The organism is Myxococcus sp. AM010 (genome assembly GCF_013372585.1).
In the GTDB taxonomy this organism is placed as follows: Bacteria; Myxococcota; Myxococcia; order Myxococcales; family Myxococcaceae; genus Myxococcus; species Myxococcus vastator.
In genome coordinates, this window is sequence record NZ_JABXEO010000001.1 from 52,500 (window position 1) to 73,971 (window position 21,472).

General features: G+C 69.9%; 18 protein-coding genes. 13 read left to right on the forward strand and 5 right to left on the reverse strand.

Annotated features, from left to right (window positions below; translation table 11 throughout):
* Positions 1–8 precede the first annotated feature (8 nt).
* From HV826_RS00215 to HV826_RS00235, 5 genes are all read left to right on the forward strand, one after another.
* Positions 9–1,304, forward strand: coding sequence for a TolC family protein (locus HV826_RS00215; RefSeq protein ID WP_176415242.1), 1,296 nt, complete (start codon positions 9–11; stop codon positions 1,302–1,304).
* Positions 1,301–2,047: an ABC transporter ATP-binding protein gene (locus HV826_RS00220; RefSeq protein ID WP_368670800.1), complete on the forward strand. Its 747-nt coding sequence runs from the start codon at positions 1,301–1,303 to the stop codon at positions 2,045–2,047. The genes HV826_RS00215 and HV826_RS00220 overlap by 4 nt, the downstream gene beginning before the upstream one ends.
* A gap of 45 nt (positions 2,048–2,092) precedes the next feature.
* A complete protein-coding gene (locus tag HV826_RS37805; protein ID WP_176414988.1) occupies positions 2,093–3,541 on the forward strand; it encodes an efflux RND transporter periplasmic adaptor subunit in 1,449 nt (482 codons plus the stop codon).
* A 27-nt stretch (positions 3,542–3,568) separates the two neighbouring features.
* Complete coding sequence (locus HV826_RS00230; protein ID WP_176414989.1) at positions 3,569–4,774, forward strand: ABC transporter permease; 1,206 nt, start codon at positions 3,569–3,571, stop codon at positions 4,772–4,774.
* Between the two features lie 144 nt (positions 4,775–4,918).
* Complete coding sequence (locus HV826_RS00235; RefSeq protein WP_176414990.1) at positions 4,919–5,476, forward strand: type 1 glutamine amidotransferase domain-containing protein; 558 nt, start codon at positions 4,919–4,921, stop codon at positions 5,474–5,476.
* 9 nt (positions 5,477–5,485) lie between these two features.
* Here HV826_RS00235 and HV826_RS00240 read toward each other — a convergent pair whose 3' ends face one another.
* On the reverse strand, positions 5,486–6,040 hold the full coding sequence (locus HV826_RS00240) for a response regulator (RefSeq protein WP_368670801.1): 555 nt from the start codon (positions 6,038–6,040) through the stop codon (positions 5,486–5,488).
* Between the two features lie 19 nt (positions 6,041–6,059).
* Here HV826_RS00240 and HV826_RS00245 point away from each other — a divergent pair, with 19 nt between their 5' ends.
* Positions 6,060–7,391 (forward strand): sensor histidine kinase KdpD, encoded by a 1,332-nt coding sequence (locus tag HV826_RS00245; RefSeq protein ID WP_176414992.1) that lies wholly within the window; start codon positions 6,060–6,062, stop codon positions 7,389–7,391.
* Here the strand turns inward: HV826_RS00245 and HV826_RS00250 are convergent.
* Positions 7,369–8,688, reverse strand: coding sequence for a DUF4105 domain-containing protein (locus HV826_RS00250; RefSeq protein ID WP_176414993.1), 1,320 nt, complete (start codon positions 8,686–8,688; stop codon positions 7,369–7,371). The genes HV826_RS00245 and HV826_RS00250 overlap by 23 nt on opposite strands.
* A gap of 159 nt (positions 8,689–8,847) precedes the next feature.
* Between HV826_RS00250 and HV826_RS00255 the strand changes: the two genes are divergently transcribed.
* The 5 genes from HV826_RS00255 to fghA all read left to right on the forward strand — a co-directional run bounded on the left by HV826_RS00255 (position 8,848) and on the right by fghA (position 13,769).
* Positions 8,848–9,369, forward strand: coding sequence for a hypothetical protein (locus tag HV826_RS00255; RefSeq protein WP_176414994.1), 522 nt, complete (start codon positions 8,848–8,850; stop codon positions 9,367–9,369).
* A 173-nt stretch (positions 9,370–9,542) separates the two neighbouring features.
* Positions 9,543–10,715, forward strand: a complete 1,173-nt coding sequence (locus tag HV826_RS00260; protein ID WP_176415244.1) for a metallophosphoesterase — start codon at positions 9,543–9,545, stop codon at positions 10,713–10,715.
* 148 nt (positions 10,716–10,863) lie between these two features.
* Complete coding sequence (locus tag HV826_RS00265; protein ID WP_176414995.1) at positions 10,864–11,649, forward strand: tetratricopeptide repeat protein; 786 nt, start codon at positions 10,864–10,866, stop codon at positions 11,647–11,649.
* Positions 11,650–11,808: 159 nt separating this feature from the next.
* Positions 11,809–12,921 (forward strand): S-(hydroxymethyl)glutathione dehydrogenase/class III alcohol dehydrogenase, encoded by a 1,113-nt coding sequence (locus HV826_RS00270; RefSeq protein WP_176414996.1) that lies wholly within the window; start codon positions 11,809–11,811, stop codon positions 12,919–12,921.
* Positions 12,918–13,769 (forward strand): S-formylglutathione hydrolase, encoded by an 852-nt coding sequence (fghA, locus tag HV826_RS00275; protein WP_163777028.1) that lies wholly within the window; start codon positions 12,918–12,920, stop codon positions 13,767–13,769. The genes HV826_RS00270 and fghA overlap by 4 nt, the downstream gene beginning before the upstream one ends.
* A gap of 131 nt (positions 13,770–13,900) precedes the next feature.
* Here fghA and HV826_RS00280 read toward each other — a convergent pair whose 3' ends face one another.
* The 3 genes from HV826_RS00280 to HV826_RS00290 form a co-directional block, all read right to left on the reverse strand.
* Positions 13,901–14,119 carry a DUF3185 family protein gene (locus HV826_RS00280; RefSeq protein ID WP_163777026.1) on the reverse strand — a complete coding sequence of 73 codons (219 nt, stop codon included), beginning with the start codon at positions 14,117–14,119 and terminating at the stop codon, positions 13,901–13,903.
* Between the two features lie 49 nt (positions 14,120–14,168).
* Positions 14,169–17,684 carry a ribonuclease R gene (gene rnr, locus HV826_RS00285; protein ID WP_176414997.1) on the reverse strand — a complete coding sequence of 1,172 codons (3,516 nt, stop codon included), beginning with the start codon at positions 17,682–17,684 and terminating at the stop codon, positions 14,169–14,171.
* Between the two features lie 112 nt (positions 17,685–17,796).
* Complete coding sequence (locus HV826_RS00290) at positions 17,797–19,206, reverse strand: protease inhibitor I42 family protein (RefSeq protein ID WP_176414998.1); 1,410 nt, start codon at positions 19,204–19,206, stop codon at positions 17,797–17,799.
* A 195-nt stretch (positions 19,207–19,401) separates the two neighbouring features.
* Between HV826_RS00290 and glp the strand changes: the two genes are divergently transcribed.
* Both glp and ribA read left to right on the forward strand, forming a co-directional pair.
* Positions 19,402–20,634: a gephyrin-like molybdotransferase Glp gene (gene glp, locus HV826_RS00295; protein WP_176414999.1), complete on the forward strand. Its 1,233-nt coding sequence runs from the start codon at positions 19,402–19,404 to the stop codon at positions 20,632–20,634.
* Between the two features lie 117 nt (positions 20,635–20,751).
* Entirely contained in the window at positions 20,752–21,426 is a 675-nt protein-coding gene (gene ribA / locus HV826_RS00300; RefSeq protein ID WP_176415000.1) for a GTP cyclohydrolase II, read from the forward strand.
* Positions 21,427–21,472 lie beyond the last annotated feature (46 nt).

The window sequence follows — 21,472 nt, forward strand, 5'->3', positions numbered from 1 at the left end:
CCTACCGGATGACGGCCCTGGCCCTGGGCTTCCTCGGGCTGGTGACGGCGCCCGGCGTGGGTCTGGCCCAGGCGACAACGACGATGACGACGGTCTCCCTGGAGGAGGCCATCGCCCGGGCGCTGAAGACGAGCCCCCAGGTGGCGCAAGCCGCCGGCGCCGTCACGACGACAGGGGCCGCCGAGCGCAGCGCGTTTGGTGCCTACCTGCCCAACCTGTCCGCGAACGCGAACGGCTCGCTGGCCAGCAGCCAGCGCCTGGACCCCAACACGGGCGTGGTGTTCAACGCGCCCAGCGACACGTACAGCGCCGGCTTGTCGGCCTCATGGAACGTCTTCACCGGTGGCCAGCGCGGCGCCACCAGCAAGCAGGCCCAGGCGCGCTCCAGCGCCGCCCGGGCTGGACTGATTGCGCAGCGCGCGTCCGCGGTGCTCGACGTGGAGCGCTCCTACTATGAAGTCCTCCGCGCCGGGGGCCTGGAAGAGGTCGCCGTGTCCCGCATCGAGCGCGCGAAGCAGAACGCGGAGGCCGCGGATCGTCGACTGGCGGTGGGCTCGGCGACGCGCTCCGACGTGCTGCGAGCGAAGTACGACCTCACCTCCGCGCAGGAGGCGCTGCTCTCCGCGCAGACCCAGCACGCCGCGGCAGCCCTGTCGCTGGGCCGGCTCATCGGCGAGGACGGTCCGGTGGACGCCCAGCCGCTGGAGCTCCAGGACGTGTCCACCTTCGCGCTCACCGACGAGGCGCTGACGGACGAAATCACCGCCCAGGCGCCGTCCATCCAGGCCGCGGAGGCGGACCTGCGGGCGGCCGAAGCCAGCGTGAAGGTGGCCCGGTCGTCCTACCTGCCCACGGTGCGGCTGTCCGGCGGGTATGACTGGTTCAATGACGAGCCCGCCTTCAACGGCGGCCGCACGAGCTGGTCGGTCCGGATGGGCCTGTCCTACCCCATTTTCGATGGCTTCGTTCGCGAGGAGCGCGTGGTGAATGCGCGGACGCAGGCGTCGGTGGCCCAGGCCACGCTGTCGGATACCCGGCGCGTGCTGCGCTCGAGCGTGGGCACGTCCCTGAACCAGCTCAAGCTGGCGTCGAACCGCATCGCCCTGGCCACCGAGTCCGTCGCGGTGGCCCAGGAGGACCTGAAGGTGCAGCAGGAGCGCTACAAGCTGGGCGCGACCACCATCATCGAGCTGCTGACGTCCCAGGAGAACCTGGTGACGGCGGAGATCAACCTGGTGGCCTCACGCTTCGACTATCGGATTGCGCGCGCGGAGCTGGAAGCGCTCGCGGGGAGGCCGCTGTGAGCACGTCCACTGATACCCAGCAGCAGGCGGGCGCGGGCCCGGCGCGGGACATCTCCGACGTCGTCATCCGCGTGGAGGGCCTGCGCAAGGACTACACGATGGGCTCCGAGGTGGTGCGCGCGCTGCGCGGCGTGGACCTCACCATCCGCCGCAACGAATACGTGGCCGTCATGGGTCCGTCCGGCTCCGGCAAGTCCACCTTCATGAACCTCATCGGCTGCCTGGACGTCCCCAGCGACGGCCAGTACTGGCTCAACGGCCAGCCGGTGGCGGGCATGTCGGAGAACGCGCTGGCCCGCATCCGCAACCGCGAGCTGGGCTTCGTGTTCCAGAGCTTCAACCTGCTGCCCCGCGCCTCCGCGCTGGACAACGTGGCCCTGCCGCTCATCTACGCGCGCATGCCCAGGAAGGAGCGGCGCGAGCGCGCGGCGGCGATGCTGGACAAGGTGGGCCTGGGCGCGCGGATGGACCACCGGCCCAACGAGCTGTCCGGCGGTCAGCGTCAGCGCGTGGCCATTGCCCGCGCGCTGGTGACGCAGCCCGCCCTGCTGCTGGCGGACGAGCCCACGGGCGCGCTGGATAGCCGCACGGGCGAGGAGATCATGGCCCTCTTCGGCGAGCTGCACGGCCAGGGGCAGACGCTGATGATCGTCACCCACGAGGCGGACATCGCGGCGCATGCGCGGCGGGTGCTGTTCCTGAAGGACGGCGTCATCGAGCGGGACGAGCGGAATCGGGACTGAATTTTCGCCACGCTCGCTGCGTGGGACAGGGAACGGGAGGTCGTCGTGAGCAAGACGAAGAAGTGGATCATCTCAGGCAGCGCGGCGCTTCTCCTCGGCGCGGGGGTGTATGTCACCCAGCGCGGCGAGGAGCCCCAGACGAACCAGCGCTCGGCGGCGGTGGCCGTGGTGGAGCGCAGGGACATGGAAGTGGTGGCCGAGTCCGCGGGCCTGGTGGAGCCGCTGCGCGTCGTGGAGGTGAAGTCCCAGGCCTCCGGTGAAGTGCTGAAGGTCCACTACGACACGGGCGACACCGTGGCCAAGGGCACGCTGCTGGCGGAGATCGAGCCGCGCGACGTGCAGAACGCGCTGGCGCAGGCCCAGGCCGACCTGGAGTCCGCGCGGGTGCGGCTGAACACGACGGAGGCCCAGCGCCAGCGCATGGAGACGCTGCGCAAGGACGGCTACGTCACGCAGCAGGAATACGAGACGGCCGTGGACGCGTCCGCGACGGCGCGGGCCACCAAGGTGCGGGCGGAGACGAACCTCCAGCTGGCGCGTGAGCGCAGCCGGGACGTCACCATCATCGCGCGCAGCCCCGGAACCATCCTGGAGCGGACCATCCAGCCGGGCGTCATCATCGCCTCCGCCACCAACAACGTGTCCGGTGGCACCGCGCTGTTCAAGATGGCGGACCTGTCGGTGATGCAGGTGCGCGCCAAGGTGGATGAGACGGACGTCGGGCAGATCAAGCCCGGCCAGAGGGCGCGCGTCACCATGGAGGCCTACCCGGGCCGCACCTTCATCGGCGAGGTGGTGAAGATTGAGCCGCAGGCCCTGGTGGAGCAGAACGTCACCCTCTTCCCGGTGCTGGTGCGGATGGACAACCCGGACGGCCTGCTGCGGCCGGGCATGAACGCGGAGGTGGCCATTGAAATCTCCCGCCGGCGCAACGCCCTCACCGTGCCCAACAGCGCGGTGGTGGGCGTGCGGGATGCCCGGACCGCGGCCGCCGCGGTGGGTGTCTCCGAAGAAGCGCTGCGCGCGGTGATGCGGCCGCCGGGAGCTCCGAGCACCCCGGGCGCGCCGTCCGGAGCGACGACGGTGTCGGCCGTGGGAGAGGCCGGCGTGGGCGCCACCGCCGCGGTGGGAAGCGGCACCGGGCCGGGCGCGGTGCCCGCCAGGGGCCAGGGTGGCATGGGGGAAGGCCAGGGCGGCGGAGGCCAGGGCCGCGCGGGCCGCCGGGCTCGCGAGGAGGTCCAGGGCGCGACGGACACGCGGCAGGGCGTCGTCTTCGTGCAGGGCCCCACCGGCCCGCAGCCCCGGCGCGTCACCCTGGGGCTGAGCGACTGGGAGAGCACGGAGGTGGTGAGTGGCCTGGACGAGGGCGAGGAGGTGGTGCTCATCACGGTGGCGAAGCTCCAGCAGCAGCAGCAGCAGAGCACCGAGCGGATGCGCCAGAGGACGAGCGGCGTGATTCCCGGCGCGGGTGGTGGCCCGCGCGGACGGCCCTAACCCCCACGCCAACGAGGAGGACACGTCATGGGTGAAATCATCCGGGTCGCATTCGATGCGGTCCTCGCCAACAAGCTGCGGTCGCTGCTGACCATGCTGGGCATCGTCATCGGCATCGCGGCCGTCATCACCATGGTCGCGCTGGGCGAAGGAGCGCAGCGCTCGGTGGCCCAGCGGCTCCAGGGGCTGGGCACCAACGTCCTCACGGTGCGCCCGGGTCAGGCCTTCACGGGCGGCATGATTCGCGCCCAGGCGTCGATGACCATCGACGACGCGGAGGCCCTTCGGGAGAACGCGCGCCACATCCAGGCCGTGGCGCCGGAGATCGAGTCGCGCTTCCAGGTGGAGCACGGCGCGAAGAACGCGAACCTGTCCGTCGTGGGCACCTGGCCGGACTACTTCCGCGTCAACCAGGGGGAGATGACGACTGGCCGGCTCTTCACGGACGCGGAGGACAAGGGCCGCCGCCGGGTGGTGGTGCTGGGCGCGCTGGCGGGCGCGCAGCTGGGCCTGACGGACACCGCGTCCCTGGTGGGCGAGTCCATCCGCATCCGGGGCATTCCCTTCGAGGTCATTGGCGTGCTGGCCGAAAAAGGCGCGCAGGGCTTCAACAACCCGGATGAGAGCCTCTACATCCCGCTGTCGACCGCGCAGTTCCGTGTCATGGGCAGCGACCGCATCCGCTCCATCGCCGTGCAGGCCGTGAGCGAGACGTCCATGGACGACGCGATGGCGGAGATAGACCAGAAGCTCCGGCGGGAGCACCGGCTGCGCCCGGAGCAGCCCGCGGACTTCAACATCCGCGACCAGGCCTCGCTGCTCAACACCATGCAGGAGACGACGCAGACGTTCTCCCTGCTGCTGGCCGGCATCGCCGCCATCTCCCTGCTGGTGGGAGGCATTGGCATCATGAACATCATGCTGGTGTCGGTGACGGAGCGGACGCGCGAGATCGGTCTACGCAAGGCGCTGGGCGCCACCGGCATGGACATCATGCTCCAGTTCCTCGTGGAGTCGCTGGTGCTGTGCCTGGCCGGAGGGACGCTGGGCCTCATGCTGGGCATTGGCGGCGCGGCGATGCTCCAGCGCATGGCGGGCTGGACGGTGGTGGTGGCGCCCGAGGCCATCATCGTGGCCATCGCCTTCTCCGCGACAGTGGGCGTGTTCTTCGGCATCTGGCCGGCGCGGCGCGCGGCGAGCCTCGCGCCCATCGAGTCGCTCCGCTACGAGTAGCCGGGGACGTGGCGGCTTCGGGCGCCTGTCCGTCTGCCGAGGAGGCGGCGGGCACGGCGCCCGGTCCCGCTTCAAGCCCTCCCCTTCCGGGCCAGGACTGCACAGGGTGCACATGGTTGCGGGCCTGACTCAAGGAGGGACGACATGGCGGATGGCAAGCGAATCGCGTGTATCGTGGGCAGTGGCTTCGAGGACTCCGAGCTGCGAGTTCCCTACGACAAGCTGCGCCAGGAGGGCCACGAGGTGGTCCTCATCGGGAAGAAGGCCGGCGAGGAAGTCGCGGGCAAGCAAGGCAGGGAGAAGTTCCGCGTGGAGCGGAGCATCGACGACGTCCAGGTGCAGGACTTCGACATGCTGCTCATCCCCGGCGGGCACTCGCCCGACAACCTCCGGGCCGACGAGCGCTTCGTCCAGTTCGTGAAGGCGTTCGACGACCGCGGCAAGCTCATCGCGGCGGTGTGCCACGGGCCCCAGCTCTTCATCTCCGCGGACATCCTGGATGGACGGACGCTCACCGCGTGGACGACGATTCAGCATGACCTGCGCCGCATCCCCAATGTCCAGGTGAAGGACGAGGCGGTGGTGCGGGACGCCAATTGGATCACCAGCCGCAAGCCGGACGACCTCGAGGACTTCAGCCGCGCCATCATCGAGGACCTGAAGGCCGCGGGCACCCGAGGTGAGCGCGAAGCCCGCACCTGACTTGGCGTCCTACTTCCGGCCGCTGAGAATGTGCTGGAGGAGCTGGCGTGAGATTCGGAGCAGCTTCGCGGCCCCGCGCACGCTCCCGTCGGACTTCGCCAGGGCCTCGTCCACCAATGTGTCGCGGACGAGGCTCTCGAAGCCGTGCAGCGGCACCCGTCCCGCGCTCGCCCGGAGCGCGGTGACCAGGTCGGGGGGGCGCGCCAACGTCTCCAACCAGACGGCCTCCAGCCGCGCGAGGTCCAGCGGCTTGGGAAGGAAGGCACGCACGCCCGCCTGCGCCAGTTGGAAGGCCTGCTCCGCCGTCGCCGTCCCGCTGATGGCGATGACGTGCGGCAGCGGCTCCAACCCACACAGCGGCGCCAGCAGCTCGATGCTCTCCCCATCCGGAAGGCTGACATCCAGGATGACGGCGTCGGGCGCGTCATGCTGGAGGACCTGACGTGCCGCGGCGAGCGAAGCCGCATGGGTGCACCGCTCGACGCGAGCGCGCAGCGCCTCCTCGATCGCACGCGCCAGACGCGAGGCGTCCTCGACGACCAGGAGATGTCGGACCCGCCCCACCCATGGCAACCTACCATGAATGTCTTTGAGTCCTCGACCGCCGGCGCTGGAGCAGATGGCGCAGCGGGTCCTGTCCGACGCTTCGAACGTGGGCGAAGCGCTGGTCAGCGGGGTCCGGATGGTCTTCTGTGCCCTCATCCTGGCGCGCTTCCTGGCGCTGGGTGGAGCCCACGCCGAGGGCGGCGCCGCGGCGGCCTGGCTCCAGCTTCCCCTGCTGCTGGGCAGCATCGCGGTGTCGGCGCTGGCGCTGTGGGCGGCCCGGCGGCGGATGTTTGGCGCGAAGCTGCTCGTGGCCTCCACGGTGCTGGACGCCGTCTTCGCCCATGCGTCCCTCCTCTCCACGGTGCTCTGGCATGGCCCTCACTACACCGGGCTGCTGCGAATGCCGGACCCCGCGGCGGCCATCGCGGTGGCCTTCATCACCGCGCTGCGGCTGTCGCCCGCGGCCGCGTGGATTGGGACGACGGCCAACCTCCTGTTGATGGGGGGCCTGACGGCGCTCGACCTCCACGTCAATGCCGGGAAGGCCACCTATGGGGCGAAGGAGCTGCTGCTCCTGTTCATCTTCATCGGCAGCGCGGGCATCGTCGCCTCGGTGATTTGTGGCATCGCACGGCGGCTGGTCCTCGATGCCGGGACGGCGAGCGCCCACATCGAGCGTGCGCGCACGAACCTGCGCGCGCTGCTGCGCGAACACCATGACGTGCGCACGTTGCTGTCCGCGGCGAGGCTGCGCGCCGACCTCCTCCTCCGCGAGCCCATGGGCGCCAGCGCGCCCGGCCATGCGAGCGCCCTGGTCCAGGACCTGGGTGAGCTGACCCGCTTCATCGAGAGCGTGAAGACCCGGACGCTGGGCGAGCTGACCGTGATTGAAGACGCGACGGCGGTGAACGTGAGCGCCACGCTGCGCCGCGCCATGGAGGTCGTCCAGACGAGGTTCTCCCGGGTCCGGTTCGAACTGGAAGGAGCAGCGGGCCTGGGGCGTGCCGCCAACGACGTCTGCGTCCGCGTTGTCGGCGGAGAGCGCGGGTTCACGCACGTGGTCACCAACCTGTTCGTGAACGCCTGTGAAGGCGATGGCCGGCAAGGCGCGCGCACGGTGCGAATCAGCGTGGCGCCAAACCCGGCGCTGCACCGCGTCCTGCTCAGCGTGAGCGATGACGGGCCGGGCTTCCAGCCAGGGCTGCTGGAGGGGGAGCGCCCCCGAGGCGGCACGACCAAGCCAGAGGGGTCTGGGCTGGGCATGCTCCTGGTGAGCGGGCTCGTCGAGGCAAGCGGCGGCACCTTGCGCGCCTGCAACCCGCCCGAGGGAGGCGCACGGGTCGAAGTCACGCTGCCGTCCAGCGGGTAGCTCCGCGGGCCCCTTCCCGCTCTCCCGCGGCGGGCCCCACCTCGCAGCCAGGCGCAACGGACGGCCGGCGCAACCGCCAGACGTGAGCGAGCCCCAGTCCCAGGTTCGCCACCAGCCACAAGGCCATGGGCCCGCGGTTGTCCTGGTCGAATGAGGGCAAGAGCTTGAGCACCACCGCGAGCAGCGAGCCCGCCACGAGCAGCCAGACGCATCCGCGTGCCCAGCGCTCCGCGCGCCCGCTGCCGGACATCATGAGGATGCCCAGCGGAAGCAACCCGAAGGCAAGCGGATTGGCCAGCAACAGGTTCTCGTTGCGCTGCATGACGTCGAGCCTGGAGAACAGCATCAAACCACCCAGCGCCACGCCCGCCGCGCCGAGCGTGAGCCCGAACACGGCGTGATAGAGGCCGAAGAGCACCTGGAACACCCGGTGCGTGCCGCGCCCGCGCAGGACCGCGAGGATGACGGCCAGGGCCGCGCCGCCAACGCCAGGTCCCCAGGCGGCGGCCCCCTCCCAGCCGGCGCCGACAGGGGTGGCCCCGTCAATGGACGGGGACGCCCCCCCCTCGCGCTTCACCAACGGGATGCGCCTGCCGGAGCCATCCACATAGGACACCCCCATGAGCAACCTGGCGAGCTCCCGAGGAAGGAAGGCCGCCTCCCATTGGGTCGCGGGCGCGTCCACGGCGTCGTTCAGCCATGACATCAGGAGCAGCTCCGTAACCGGCTGCGTCTGGACGTATCGCCGGAGGAGCGCTCGCTGGGTGGCGCGCGCCGGCTCCGTGAGCGCATCCCGGAGCGCGCCACCCAATGCTTCATCAAGGACATCCCGCACACGCGTCGCACAGTTGTCCCTGAGTGGGTGATAGGCATATTCACGCGAGGCGGGCTGGACATCACGCTCCAGCCGCGCCAGGAGCCGCTGACGCTGCGCCACCGTGAGCGACAGGTCTTGCACGTCAATGGACCGCGCCAGCGCGCGATACAGCAGGAAGGTCCGCTCCACGGACAGGCGCGCCGCCCAGAACGTCGGCTGGCCCAGGAGGAAGCGGACCGGCCCCCCATTCGCGATGGACGTCGTGCCATAGCTGTAGAGGAGACCTGTCTTCAGGCGCGTGTCCTCGACCCACAGCGCGCTGTGGCCGAAGCGCTGGTGCAGGTCCGCGCCGGGGCCAATGGTCACCAGCCGGATGCGCAGGGACTCTGGATGCCCGCCAAAGCCCTCGGGTGGGAGCGCGGCGAACGCCGCCGCGCGGAACAGGGCCACGACCAGGATGAGCACCGCGTGTCTCGCCATCCCAGCGCAATGCCCCACGGCCGCGGGGTCCGGGCAGTGCAAAAACTTTGGCAGTGTTCACGCGAAGCCCGTCAAGGCAGGGTCCCTATCGGCTCGCGGGCCTCGTGCACCGAGTCAATGACACACACCCATCTCCGAATTGGCATGGAGAAGTCCCACATGAACACGACCCACACGCCGAACATGTACTCCAAGCGCTTCGCGGCGGCCTTCACGGCAACCCTGGCCGTCGCCCTGCTCGTCATGACACCTGGCAAGGCCCACGCCGTGGATGGTGACCGGCAGGTGACGCACCTTCGTGTCCGCATCGTCACCGGAAGCGACGACCTGCGCCAGGCGAGCAACGCCTTCGCCGAGTTCAGCTACACGGCGCTCAATGGCAACCACGTCTCCATCAGCCAGAACCTGAACAACGGCGTCAGCTGGCCCAACGGGTCGACGCGCACCGTGGAAGTCGAGCTCCCCGCGCTCGTCCTCTACAGCAACATGCGCGAGTTCGCGATCCGGTTTCAGTCCGGACAGTCAAACCCCTTTGATACCGGTGATAACTGGAACCTGAACGACATCCGGGTCACCGCCATCCTGGACGACGGGACGGAGACCCTCGTCGTGCAGGACTCGGGCAACCCCTACTACCGCTTCAAGAGTGACGTGAACACCCGGCGAGCCTGGGTGCTCTGAGGTCGCCGTGGGGACGGCTCGGTCGCGCCGAGCGGTCCCCCGCTCGAAGGCCTCCACATCCTGGTCGTCCGCTCCTCCACCCAGGCGCCCCGCCTGCCGTGGGCCGAGCCGTGGTACCGTGTGGCTTCTCCCGCGCTCCTTCATCCCTACCGGTGCGACTCTTCTCCTTTTCGATGCTCATCGGGCTCGGCGCGGTGCTGGGCCATCTGTATCTGTACTGTCGGCTGGTCCGGCCCCTGCTGCCTGGCCGCCTGCCTCGGCGGCTGGCGCTGGCCGTGCTCGTCGTGATGACGGGCGTGATGGGGAACCGGCGCACCGTGCTGGGCCTGCTTCCGGAGAGCGCCCAAGGGCTGCTCACCATGGCGGTGTACACGTGGATGGGCGTGGCGCTCTGCCTCGTCACCGCCCTGCTCCTGACGGACGTGGGCCAGGGACTCGCGGCCCTGACAAAGCGGCTGCGGCCCCACGCCTCGCCCGCGCCTGACACGCCCGTGCCCAGCACCACCGTGGACGAAGACCGGCGGCGCTTCCTGGGGCAGGCCGTGGCGGGAAGCGCCTTCGTCGCGGGCGGCGGATTGGCCACCTTTGGCGGCTGGCGTGCCTTCTCACCGCCGCTCGTCACCGAGCTGGCCGTGAAGATTCCCAAGCTGCCCAGGGCGCTGGACGGGCTCACCATCGTGCAGCTCACCGACATCCACGTGGGCCACTTCATCCAGCGCCGCTACATGGACGCCCTGGTCCAGCAGGCCAATTCGCTGCGCCCGGACCTGTTCGCCATCACCGGAGACCTGGTGGACGGTGGCGTGGCTTCGCTCGGCGGCCACGTCGCCGCGCTCGCCGCGCTGAAGTCCCGCTACGGCAGCTTCTTCGTCACCGGCAACCACGACTACTCCTCCGGCGACGAGGAGTGGTCCGCGTTCCTGGAGTCACTCGGCATCGAGGTGCTGCGCAACCGGCACGTCCCCATCGGTGACAAGGGCGCCTCTTTCGACCTGGTGGGCGTGGACGACTGGAGCGGCGGCCGACGGCGCAACAAGAAGGGCTACGACCTGGACCAGGCGCTCGCGGGGCGGAGTCCCGACCGCGCCGCGGTGCTGCTGGCGCACCAGCCGGCGAACTTCAAGGTGGCGGCCGAACGCGGCGTGGACCTGCAGCTTTCGGGGCACACCCACGGTGGACAGCTCATGCCCATGACCATGCTGATTGGTCTGGCGTGGGAGCACTCCGCGGGGCTGTACGCGCACGGTGACTCGAACATCTACGTCAGCCGAGGCTGCGGCTTCTGGGGACCGCCCATGCGCGTCGGCAGCCCGCCGGAGCTGGTGAAGCTCGTGCTGACGGCATGACGCACTGGGACATCCGGTGCGCGGCCTGCCTGCTCACCAGGGAGCAGGCCAGCGGGCGAAGGGCCCCGGCGGCTCGACTTCGGGTATGCTCCCCGCAAAATCAGGACCCGTGAGGGTGGGTCCTCCAAAAATCTTGAGAGGCACACATATGAAGCGCCTGGGAAAAGTCGGTCTGCTGGTCGGAGCGCTCGCGCTGGGTGGTGCCGTCGTCGGGTGTAAGGCCGAGGACGACACCGCGAAGAAGCACCGCATCGCCGGCAGCAACCACCTGAGCAAGAAGGAGTTCAAGGAAGCCGCCGCGGCCTACGCGCTGTCGCTCCAGGCGGACCCCAAGCAGGAGAAGGTCTGGGAGAAGAAGGCCTTCGCCCACATGCAGCTGGGACAGATGAACGAGGCCTCCGAGGCCGTCCTGAAGATGGGCGAGTTCAAGACGACGCCCGCGGAGAAGGCGGAGATCTACCGGACGCTGGCCAGCATGCACATGACCGGCGGCACCACCGAGGAGGCCGAGAAGTACTTCAACGAGGCCCTCAAGCTGGAGCCGAAGGACGAGGCGTCGCTCGGGTGGATCGCGGAGATCTACGCGCAGCGCGGCGGCGCCCGCTCCATGGGTGCGCCCATCATCAAGGAGTCCCTGGAGAAGTCGCTCAGCTATTACGACCAGGTCCTCGCCCTCAACCCCAACTCCGCCAACACCTATCTCAACAAGCGCGTGGTGATGGGCCGGCTGATGGAGTTCGAGCGGCAGCAGAAGGAGATGGCGCTCTCCGAGGTGACTGAGAACGCGAAGAACAAGGAAGTCGTCGCCGAAGCGACCGCCCGCGCCGAGGAGCACCAGAAGCGCATGGACGAGTACCAGGCGCAGTTCGCGGAGATGACGAAGAAGTTCGGTGAGGCACAGAAGGCCGCGAAGGCGGCGGCGCCCGCGCCGTAACCCTCCGCGACCTTCTGGACAGTCCACAGGGGCCTGGGACCGCGAGCCGGTTCCGGGCCCTTCGTGTTTCAGCCTATGGCGGCCCGCTGACTTTTTGGCCCGCGGTCCAGGGCTCGCTGACCTAACCTGCGCCGCCTCAACGATTCGAGGAGAAGAACCATGGACGTCCGCGCAGCGGTAGCGCTCGAGGCAGGCAAGCCCTTGAGCATTGAAACGGTGCAGCTCGAAGGCCCCAAGGCGGGCGAAGTGCTCGTCGAGCTGAAGGCCACCGGCCTCTGCCACACGGACGACTTCACGATGTCCGGGCAGGATCCGGAGGGGCTGTTCCCCGCCATCATGGGCCACGAGGGCGCCGGCATCATCGTGGACGTGGGGCCGGGCGTCACGTCGGTGAAGAAGGGCGACCACGTCATCCCGCTCTACACGCCCGAGTGCCGCCAGTGTAAGTCGTGCCTCTCCCAGAAGACGAACCTGTGCACGGCCATCCGCGCCACACAGGGCAAGGGCCTGATGCCGGACGGCACCAGCCGCTTCAGCCTGCACGGCAAGCCGGTGCACCACTACATGGGCACGTCCACCTTCGCGCAGTTCACGGTGCTGCCGGAGATCGCCGTCGCGAAGATTCGCGAGGACGCCCCCTTCGACAAGGTCTGCTACATCGGCTGCGGCGTGACGACGGGCATTGGCGCCGTCGTGTACACGGCGAAGGTGGAGGCCGGCGCCAAGGTGGTGGTGTTCGGTCTGGGTGGCATCGGCCTGAACGTGGTGCAGGCGGCCCGCATGGTGGGCGCCGACATGATTGTCGGCGTGGACATCAACAACGGCCGCAAGGCGATGGCGGAGAAGTTCGGCCTCACGCACTTCGTCAACCCGAAGGAGATTGGCGAGGACCTGGTGCCGTACCTCGTCAACCTCACGGGCGGCGGCGCGGACTACAGCTTCGAGTGCATTGGCAACGTGAACACCATGCGCCAGGCGCTGGAGTGCTGCCACCGCGGCTGGGGTGAGAGCATCATCATCGGCGTGGCCGGCGCGGGGCAGGAGATCCGCACCCGTCCGTTCCAGCTCGTCACCGGGCGCGTGTGGAAGGGCAGCGCCTTCGGCGGCGCGCGTGGCCGCACGGACGTGCCGCAGATCGTCGACTGGTACATGAACGGGAAGATCAACGTCGACGACCTCATCACCCACACGCTGAAGCTCGAGGACATCAACAAGGGCTTCGACCTGATGCACCGCGGAGAGTCCATCCGCAGCGTGGTGAAGTACTCATGACGGCGGCCCCCACCCTGCTGAGCGAGCACCGCTCCCATGGGGGCACCGTCGGCTTCTACCGGCATGCCTCCGAGGCGTGCGGCGGCGACATGCGCTTCGGCATCTTCGCTCCGCCCCAGGCGCGGGAGCGGAAGGTGCCGGTGCTCTACTACCTCGCCGGCCTCACGTGCACCGAGGAGACCTTCCTCATCAAGGGCGGCGCCCAGCGCGTGGCCGCGGAGCTGGGGCTGATGCTGGTGGCACCGGACACCAGTCCGCGTGGCGCGGGCTATGCGGGCGAGGAGGCGTCGTGGGACTTCGGCGTGGGTGCGGGCTTCTATCTGGATGCCACGCAGCAGCCGTGGTCGGCGCGCTACCGCATGGGGACGTACATCACCCGGGAGCTGCCGGCGCTCATCGCCGCGCACTTCCCCGCCCAGGCGGACCGTGAGGGCATCTTCGGTCACTCCATGGGCGGCCACGGCGCGTTGGTGACGGCGCTGCGCAACCCGGGGCGCTACCGCTCCGTGTCCGCGTTCGCGCCCATCGCCGCGCCCATGCGCGTGCCCTGGGGCCAGAAGGCCTTCACCGGCTACCTGGGCGACAACCAGGAGGCGTGGCGGGACTACGACGCCACGGAGCTGCTGCGGTCCAGCAAGGTCCGCCTGCCGCCGCTGCTGGTGGACCAGGGAACGACGGACAAGTTCCTCGCGGAACAGCTCCGGCCGGAGCTGCTGCGCGAGGCCTGCGACGCGGTGGGCCAGCCCCTCACGCTGCGCATCCAGGAAGGATACGACCATGGCTACTACTTCGTCTCCACCTTCATGGAGGACCACCTCCGGCATCACGCCGCGCTGCTGAACGCGTAGGCGAAACGCCAGTCCTTCACGTGAGCCCCGTGCGCGCGGTGACGGCGCATGTCCACTGTCGCCACGGGGCCCACGCCGTCGCCGAGGAGGACCGCGCTGGCGGCTCGACGCTTCGCCGCGCGACGCCCGGCTCAGCGCCGCCGTCTGCCTCCGCCCGCGAGCACCATCAGGATTCCGCCCACCAACGCCGCGCCGCCACCCGCCAGATACAGCGTGGTGCGGTCGGTGTTCCGGCCGGTGAACAACTCCGTGGCCCGCTCCGCGAGCGAGTCCCGGGCCTTGAGCCCAGACCAGAGCAAAACGGCGCCCGCGATGGCGAGCATGACACCCAGCAACCGGACGACGCTCACGTTGCCTCCTGAAGTCGCGGGCCCCATGAAGGTGAGGCCCGCGTCGCTCTCAGCGCTTCTTGCGCCCCGAAGGCGCCTTCTTCTTCGCGGCGGTCCCCGAAGCCTTCGCTGACTTCGTGGCACGTACCACGGACGGCTTCGCGGCCTTCTTCGACGGCGCCTTCGCCTTGGGCTTGGACGCGGCCGCCTTGGTGGCTTTCGCGGACCGAGCGGGCACGGCCTTCTTCGCCTTGGCCGTGGCCTTCTTGGGCTTCTCGGGCTTCTTGGCCTTCTTGGCGGTGGCTTTCCTGACGCTTCCAGCCGGGCTCTTCTTCCGCGCCGGGGGCCGCGCCGCCTTCACCACGGTCTTCTTCCGCGTCGCCTTGCGCTTCGGCGCATCAACGTCCACAGGCGCGGCCCGGACGGGCTCCGGCGTCGCCTGCAGGGGCGCCGCCGTCACGGGCTTGTCGTGGGCCCGCTCGGGCGCTTCGACGGGCGGCTCGGGCTGAGCAGGGCGCGGGGGCTCCATCGAGAAGACCATGTCGTCCTCGGACTCGCTCCTGGGCTTGGGCGCGGGGAACCGGGGTCCCGGTCCGCCCTGCGGCTTCTGCTTCTGGAACGACCGTCCATGGGAGGCGCCGCGGGTTTCGGACCCAGGCTGACGCTGGGACGCCAACGCGCGGATCCGGTCGAAACCCGGGTGCGGAGACCGGGCGGCGTCATCCCCTGTCGGCACTTCCCACGGCGCGGGCGGCGCTTCGGGCGGAAGCGGTTCGGCCGTTTCGGCGGACACAGGCGCCGGCGCCTGTGGCTCCGGGCGGATGAACGTCCTGCGCTTGGGCCACGCGGGCGATTCAGAACGGGGAGGCTCCTGTCCTTCCGGTGCCCTGGGCGGGAACCGAGGCTCCTTCCGGTGCGGTGCGGCCTCCTCACGACGGCCCTCGCGGGAGAAGCGCCCACGTGGACGTCCCGCGCCGGTCTCCTCGCGAGGCGCCTGGGACGCGGGCGCGCCCCGGCTCTCGGAGGCTTCGCGTTCGCGGCGGCCCGGGCGCCCTGCCCGCTCCCGCCGCTCATCCCGCTCGCGGTGCGGCGGCGCCTCGGCCGTCCACGCCCGGCGCCGGTGCGGCTGCTGGCCCCGCGCCTCGACACGGGGCAGCAGCGCCTCGCCCTCGAACTGGAGCGCCTCGAAGTCGAGCTTCTTCGCCGTCACGTTCACGGACGTCAGCCGCACCCGCAGCTTCTGTCCCACGCGCACCCGGCGGCCATTCGCGTACACCAGGGAGTGCGTCAGCTTGTCCAGCTTCGCCCCCGGCCCCAGCGTCTCCGCCTTCACCAGGCCTTCGACGTGCACCTCGTCCAGCTCGACGAAGAAGCCGAAGTCGGTGATGGCCGCCACGGTGGCGGCGAACTCCTCGCCCACGCGGTCCTTCATCAGCAGGCACGCGTAGAAGGACACCACCTCCCGCTCGACCTGCATCGCCGCGCGCTCGCGCTCGGAGCACTGCGCGGACATGTCCTCGAGCTGGTCCTCCTCGCGCTCCAGCATCGACGGGGTCGGCTTGCGCCCCTTCCGCGCCCAGTGGGCCTTGAGCAGCCGGTGCACCAGCAGGTCCGGGTAGCGGCGGATGGGCGACGTGAAGTGCAGGTAGTGCTCGGCGGCCAGGCCGTAGTGGCCCACGCGCGACGACGTGTACACGGCCTGCATCATGGAGCGCAGCAGGAGCTGGTTCAGCGCCCGCTGCTCAGGGTGGCCCTGGAGCTGGCTGACGAAGGCATCCAGCTCCTTCGACGACACGCCGTCCTCGACGCGCATCTTGAAGCCATAGGCCTCCGCCAGCGCGGCGAAGGTGGCCAGCTTCTCCGGGTCCGGCTCTCCGTGGAACCGGTACACCGTGGGCAGGCCCTCGTCCTGGAAGAAGGTCGCCACCGCCTCGTTGGCGGCGAGCATGCATTCCTCGATGAGCCGGTGGCTGTCCTTGCGCTCGCGCTTGTCCATGCGCGCGGGCAGGCCTTCCTCGTCCAGCACCACCTTGTGCTCGGGCAGGTCGAAGTCGATGGCGCCGCGCGCCTTGCGCATCTTCATCAGCGCGCGGGCCAGCGACATCAGCCGCTCGAAGTGGGGCTTGTGCGCGTTGCGGTGCGGCACGTCCTTGCCGTCGAGGACGTCCTGCACCTCGTTGTACGTGCACCGCGCCACGCTGCGCATCACCGCTGGGTACAAGTCGTAGGAGCGGCGGTGGCCCCGGCGGTCGAACGTCAGGTCTGCCACCATGCACAGCCGGTCCTCGTCCGGGCGCAGGGAGCAGATGCCGTTGCTCAGCCGCTCCGGCAGCATGGGCAGCACGCGGTCCGGCAGGTACACGGACGTGGCGCGCCGCAGCGCCTCCGCGTTGAGCGCGCTGCCTTCCCACACGTAGTGCGTCACGTCCGCGATGGCCACCACCAGCCGCCACCCGTCCGCGCCGTCCTCCACGTAGACAGCGTCGTCGAAGTCGCGCGCGTCCTCACCGTCGATGGTGATGAGGGGCATGGCGCGCAGGTCGCGCCGGTGCTCGCCGCGGGCCTCTGCCTCCGACACCGTCACCGCGTAGCGGTCCGCCTCGCCCATGACCTCCGGCGGGAACTCGTCGGAGAACCCCTGCGAGTAGGCGACGCCCAGCACCTCGGCGCTCGGCGTGCCGGGCTTGCCCAGGGAGCCGGCCACCTCGCCGTGCAGCCCCCGGTCCGGGTCCAACATCTGGGCACCGATGCCCAGCTGGACCTTCACCAGGTCCCCCTCGCGCGCCATCTGCGTCAGCGGCACGCGGATGGGGCCGGGCAGGCTCGAATCCGTGGGGTACACCACGGCGTAGCGGCCCTTCACGACGTAGGTGCCCACCGCCAGCTCGCGACGGCGCTGCACCACCCGGATGATCCGGCCCTCCAGGCGCGGAGGCCGCCCCGAGACAGCCACCACCACCCGATCATTGTCGAGCGCGCGCTGGGCCTCGTGCGGCGGCAGGAAGACGTTGTCCCCTCCCTCCGCCGACAGCGGATGCACGAAGCCGAAGCCATCCCGGTGGACATGGAGGATGCCTTCCAGCAGGCCATCACCTTCGGCCTCGCTGAAGCTGCCCCGGCGGCCGGGCCCCTGCGCCCGCTCCTGCCGGAAGCCCCCTCCGTGCTTCGAGGCGCCCCGGCGCTCACTCCCCGGGCCCCGCTCCTGCCAGCCCGCGCGCTTGCCGCGCGCCCCCGGCTCAGGCCGGCGGCCCGCGAAGCCGCCAGGGCCCGCCGCACGCGGTCCTGCCTGCCGTGGCCCTCGATTCGGACCGCCTTCGCGGGGCCCTTCCGCGCCGCGCTGACGCCACGCCTCGGGAGCGCCTTGCTCCTTTGCACGCACGTCGGCCTCGCGCCGTGACGGATGCCGGGGCACGAAGCGCTTGCCGTCCTTGAGGATGTCGCCCTGACGGACGAGCTCGCGCAGGGTGCGCTTGAGCTCCGTCTGTTGCCCAGGGTGCAGGCCCGCGAGCCGGAGAAGCTCCTTGATGCCCAGCGGGTGGTCTGCGTCAGAGAGAAGCTGCTTGAGGTGTTCTGGAGAAAGGCTCACGGTGGGGTCGCGGCTCGGCCGCTACGGGAACGGGTAAGCCCGAAGCGGCCGAACGGGAACCCCCCGGCGACCGGCCGCCCCTCGGAACCTGCTCCGGGCGGGGCGGCGACCCTCAGGGCTTGACCGTGACGTTGATTTTGAAGGAGCGGTCCACCAGGCCAGGCGACAGCGCCTTGGCCAGGAAGAACTCCACCTCGAAGGTGCCCGGGTTGCGAGGGGTGAAGAAGAACTCGCGGGTGCCGGCACCGTCCTCGGGCGCGGGCTCGAAGTTGGCTTCGCGCAGGCCCACGCGCTTGGCCACCGTGGGCTCGATGGCCCAGGTGAAGCCGGGATGTTCGGGCAGGCGCACGGTGAGGCCGTGGTTGAGCCGCACGTCCACGGACGCGGGAACCTCTCCCTCGATGTGCACCAGCTCCATCTCATCGCGGGACACGGCGCGCGCTTCGGACGGCCGCGGCTCCACGTTCTCCGCGTGGATGCGGCCACCCCAGCCGGACGTCTTGTCGACGACGCCCTGCACCTGGAGCGTGTGCCCCACGTGCTTGCGCAGGGCCTTGGTGGCGAACTTGCCCTCGATGATGAATGACACCTGCTGGCGCGTGCCGCCGTTGGACACGACGAGAACGAACTCCTCGCCCGTCATCTCCAGGTTGCCACGCACGCCCGCGAAGCCCTTGATGCCCGCGCCCATGCCGGCCGCCGTCACCATGGAGACCTCGCCGGGTGACAGGTAGCGCAGCCGCGCTTCCGTCTCCACCGGGGTGGCTTCCACCACCTCCGCGTCTGGCTTCTTGGCCGAGTACTTGCGCACGTCCACCACGCCAGCGTGGTTGGTCGTCTTGCGGATCAGCCCGCTGACGGAGACCTTGTGGTCCAGGTAGGCCGGGAGCACTTCCTGATCCGGGCCCTGGAGGAGGAAGGTCAGCTCGCGCTTGTCGCGCCCGACGACCACCAGGTGCGGCATGTCGTTGGTGACCACCAAGCGACCCTTGAGGCTGCCCTCGCCCGTGACGCCGCGGCCTTCGCCGGCCGTCAGAAGCTGCTCCATCTCACGCTTGGTGAGCGGCTCGCCCGGGGGTGGGAGCTTGGTGGCGCGAGGACGGGGCCTCTCCACTGGCGGGGCGGCGGGCACCGCGCTCGCCTTCCCCGTCTTGGCACCCGCGGCGGACTTCGCCGCGGGAGACGCCTTCGCGGGAGACGCCTTCGCCGGAGGTGCCTTCGCAGGAGGTGCCTTCGGGGCCTTCGCGGCTGGTGGCGCCGCCTTGGCGGCCGAGGCCGTCTTCCCGGCGGGCGCGGCCTTCTTCGCGGTGGCCTTCTCCTGCACGGCCTTCTTCGCCGCGCTCTTGGCCCCCTTCGTTACGTCCGATGCCGCTTTCGCCAATTTCGTCGCCGCCTTCGCCGCCCGCTTGGAGGCGTTCTTGATCAGATCCAGCCGGGCAGCGGAGTCCTTCTTCGCAGCGGGCTTTGCGCCAGCCTTGCCAGCGGGAGTCGTCTTCTTGGCCCCGGACTTGGGCTTGGCCATCGACGCAGTCTCCTTTAGAGTTCCCGTGTCCTTTCAACGGGTTGGCGGACCTACCCAGAGGGCAGGCAAGCCTCGCGATCACCGCTGCTTGTAACGATGATCAGGTAGACTGTCAAACTAACACTTGATTATCTCACGGACTTTGTTCGCGAACGCATCGAAGCCACAGGGCCACGGCATGGCTATAAGCCGGGCATGAACGACTCCGCCACATTGCTGCCGGAAGAAGAAGCCCGGTCGCGGATCCTGGCCCTGTGCGCGCCCCTTCCCAGCGAATGGCTGCCGCTGGATGACGCCCTGGGGCGAGTGCTCGCCGAGGACGTGACGGCGCAGCGTACGCTCCCTCCCTGGGACAACTCAGCCATGGACGGCTACGCGGTGAGCAGCGCGGACCTGGCGGGTCCCCTGCCCGTCCGGCTCGACGTCGGGGAGACCCTCTACGCGGGCGCGGTGGGCCATCAGGCGCTGCTCCCCGGGGTGTGCGCCCGCATCATGACGGGCGCTCCCCTCCCCGCGGGCGCGGATGCGGTGGTGATGCGGGAGCGGACGCGGCCCGTGGGCCAGGGCGGCGCGGATCAGGTCGACGTGCTCGAAGCGGTGGGGCCGGGACAGTTCGTGCGGCCCCGGGGCGAGGACGCTCGGGAGGGGCAGCTGCTGCTGGCATGCGGCACGCCGCTGGGCATCCCCGAGCTGGGCCTCCTCTGGGCCCAGAGCCGGCAGATCGTGCCCGTGTCGCGCGCACCGCGAGTGGCCATCCTCTCCACTGGCGACGAGCTGTGCCACGCGGACGAGCCACCCAACGGCCGCATCGTGGACACCAACGCGCCGTCGCTGGCGCTGGCGGTCCGCCGCGCGGGCGGCCTTCCCACGCGGCTGGGCATCGCCCGGGATACGCGCGACGCCGTGCTGGCCGCCCTCTCCCGGCTGGACGGGTTCGACGTGGTCATCACCAGCGCGGGGGTGTCCGTGGGCGAGCGCGACTACGTGAAGGAAGTGCTGGCCGCGCTGGGCGTGGAGCAGCACTTCTGGCGCGTCGCCATCAAGCCGGGAAAGCCGCTGGTGGTGGGCCGTCGTGGCGACACGCTCTTCTTCGGGCTCCCGGGCAATCCCACGTCTTCCCTGGTGACGTTCGAGCTCTTCGTGCGCCCGGCCCTGCGCAAGCTGATGGGGCATGCGCAGGTGGGGCCCGGACGCGTGGCCGGACGCCTGGAAGGCAAGCTGTCCAAGCCCTCCGGTCTGGCGCATTTCGTCCGCGTCACGGCTGCCTGGCGAGAAGGCAACCTGTGGGCCCGTCCTCTGGCGACACAAACGTCCGGTGCCCTGCGTTCTGCCGCGGCGGCCACCCATCTGCTGCACTTCCCCCGGGAAGCCAGCAGCTTGACGGATGGGGACGCGGTAGAACTGCTTCCGCTCTCATGGGTGGCCTGAGGAACGAAGGACGCCGTGGAGCATCCTCGTAGGGGCTCGTGTTCGAAAGTTCGAGCCCGCCTTGACTTGAGAACCTGAGGACTCCAAACAGGGGCCCGCATCTGGAGAGGACTCGACATGTCGGACACACGCTCACCTCAGGTCCTTCCGACCCGCAAGCCCACGCAGCACCTGGAGCGGTTCTCGGAGGCGGACATCCCCACCGAGCGCGGCTCGCTGCGGACCATCGTCTTCCGGGACAGGCGCAACGGGCGGGAGCACGTCGCGCTCGTCGTCGGACAGGTTTCAGGACACGAGGGTGTCCCGGTGCGCATCCACTCCGAGTGCCTCACGAGCGAGGTCTTCGGCAGCCTGAAGTGCGACTGCCGCCAGCAGCTGGACCGCTCGCTCGACTTCATCACCCAGTCGGGACAGGGCGTCGTGCTGTACCTGCGGCAGGAGGGGCGCGGCATCGGCCTGGGCAACAAGATCAAGGCCTACGCGCTGCAGTCCAAGGGACTGGACACCTACGAAGCCAACCGGCAGTTGGGGTTCGCGGACGACCTGCGCACCTATGACATCGCGGCGGAGATGCTGCGGAGCCTGGATGTGCGCTCGGTGGACCTGATGACCAACAATCCGCTGAAGATCGCGGGCATGGTCGAAGAAGGCATTCCCGTCCGGCGTCGAATCCCTTCCCGGACCGAGCACAATCCGCATAACGTCGACTACCTGAGGACGAAGCGCGAGCGTACGGGGCACCTGATTGAGCTCTTCGCCGAGGACGACGACACGGAAGCCAAAGCCGGCTGAGAAGCCCCCCGCGCGGCGGCGGAACACCGTCACGCGCAACCAGGCC

Coding starts and splice junctions, on each gene's coding strand:
- HV826_RS00215 (WP_176415242.1), top strand. CDS start 9: ATGACGGCCCTGGCCCTGGGCTTCCTCGGGCTGGTGACGGCGCCCGGC.
- HV826_RS00230 (WP_176414989.1), top strand. CDS start 3,569: ATGGGTGAAATCATCCGGGTCGCATTCGATGCGGTCCTCGCCAACAAG.
- HV826_RS00235 (WP_176414990.1), top strand. CDS start 4,919: ATGGCGGATGGCAAGCGAATCGCGTGTATCGTGGGCAGTGGCTTCGAG.
- HV826_RS00245 (WP_176414992.1), top strand. CDS start 6,060: ATGTCTTTGAGTCCTCGACCGCCGGCGCTGGAGCAGATGGCGCAGCGG.
- HV826_RS00250 (WP_176414993.1), bottom strand. CDS start 8,688: ATGGCGAGACACGCGGTGCTCATCCTGGTCGTGGCCCTGTTCCGCGCG.
- HV826_RS00255 (WP_176414994.1), top strand. CDS start 8,848: ATGAACACGACCCACACGCCGAACATGTACTCCAAGCGCTTCGCGGCG.
- HV826_RS00260 (WP_176415244.1), top strand. CDS start 9,543: ATGCTCATCGGGCTCGGCGCGGTGCTGGGCCATCTGTATCTGTACTGT.
- HV826_RS00265 (WP_176414995.1), top strand. CDS start 10,864: ATGAAGCGCCTGGGAAAAGTCGGTCTGCTGGTCGGAGCGCTCGCGCTG.
- HV826_RS00270 (WP_176414996.1), top strand. CDS start 11,809: ATGGACGTCCGCGCAGCGGTAGCGCTCGAGGCAGGCAAGCCCTTGAGC.
- fghA (WP_163777028.1), top strand. CDS start 12,918: ATGACGGCGGCCCCCACCCTGCTGAGCGAGCACCGCTCCCATGGGGGC.
- HV826_RS00290 (WP_176414998.1), bottom strand. CDS start 19,206: ATGGCCAAGCCCAAGTCCGGGGCCAAGAAGACGACTCCCGCTGGCAAG.
- glp (WP_176414999.1), top strand. CDS start 19,402: ATGAACGACTCCGCCACATTGCTGCCGGAAGAAGAAGCCCGGTCGCGG.
- ribA (WP_176415000.1), top strand. CDS start 20,752: ATGTCGGACACACGCTCACCTCAGGTCCTTCCGACCCGCAAGCCCACG.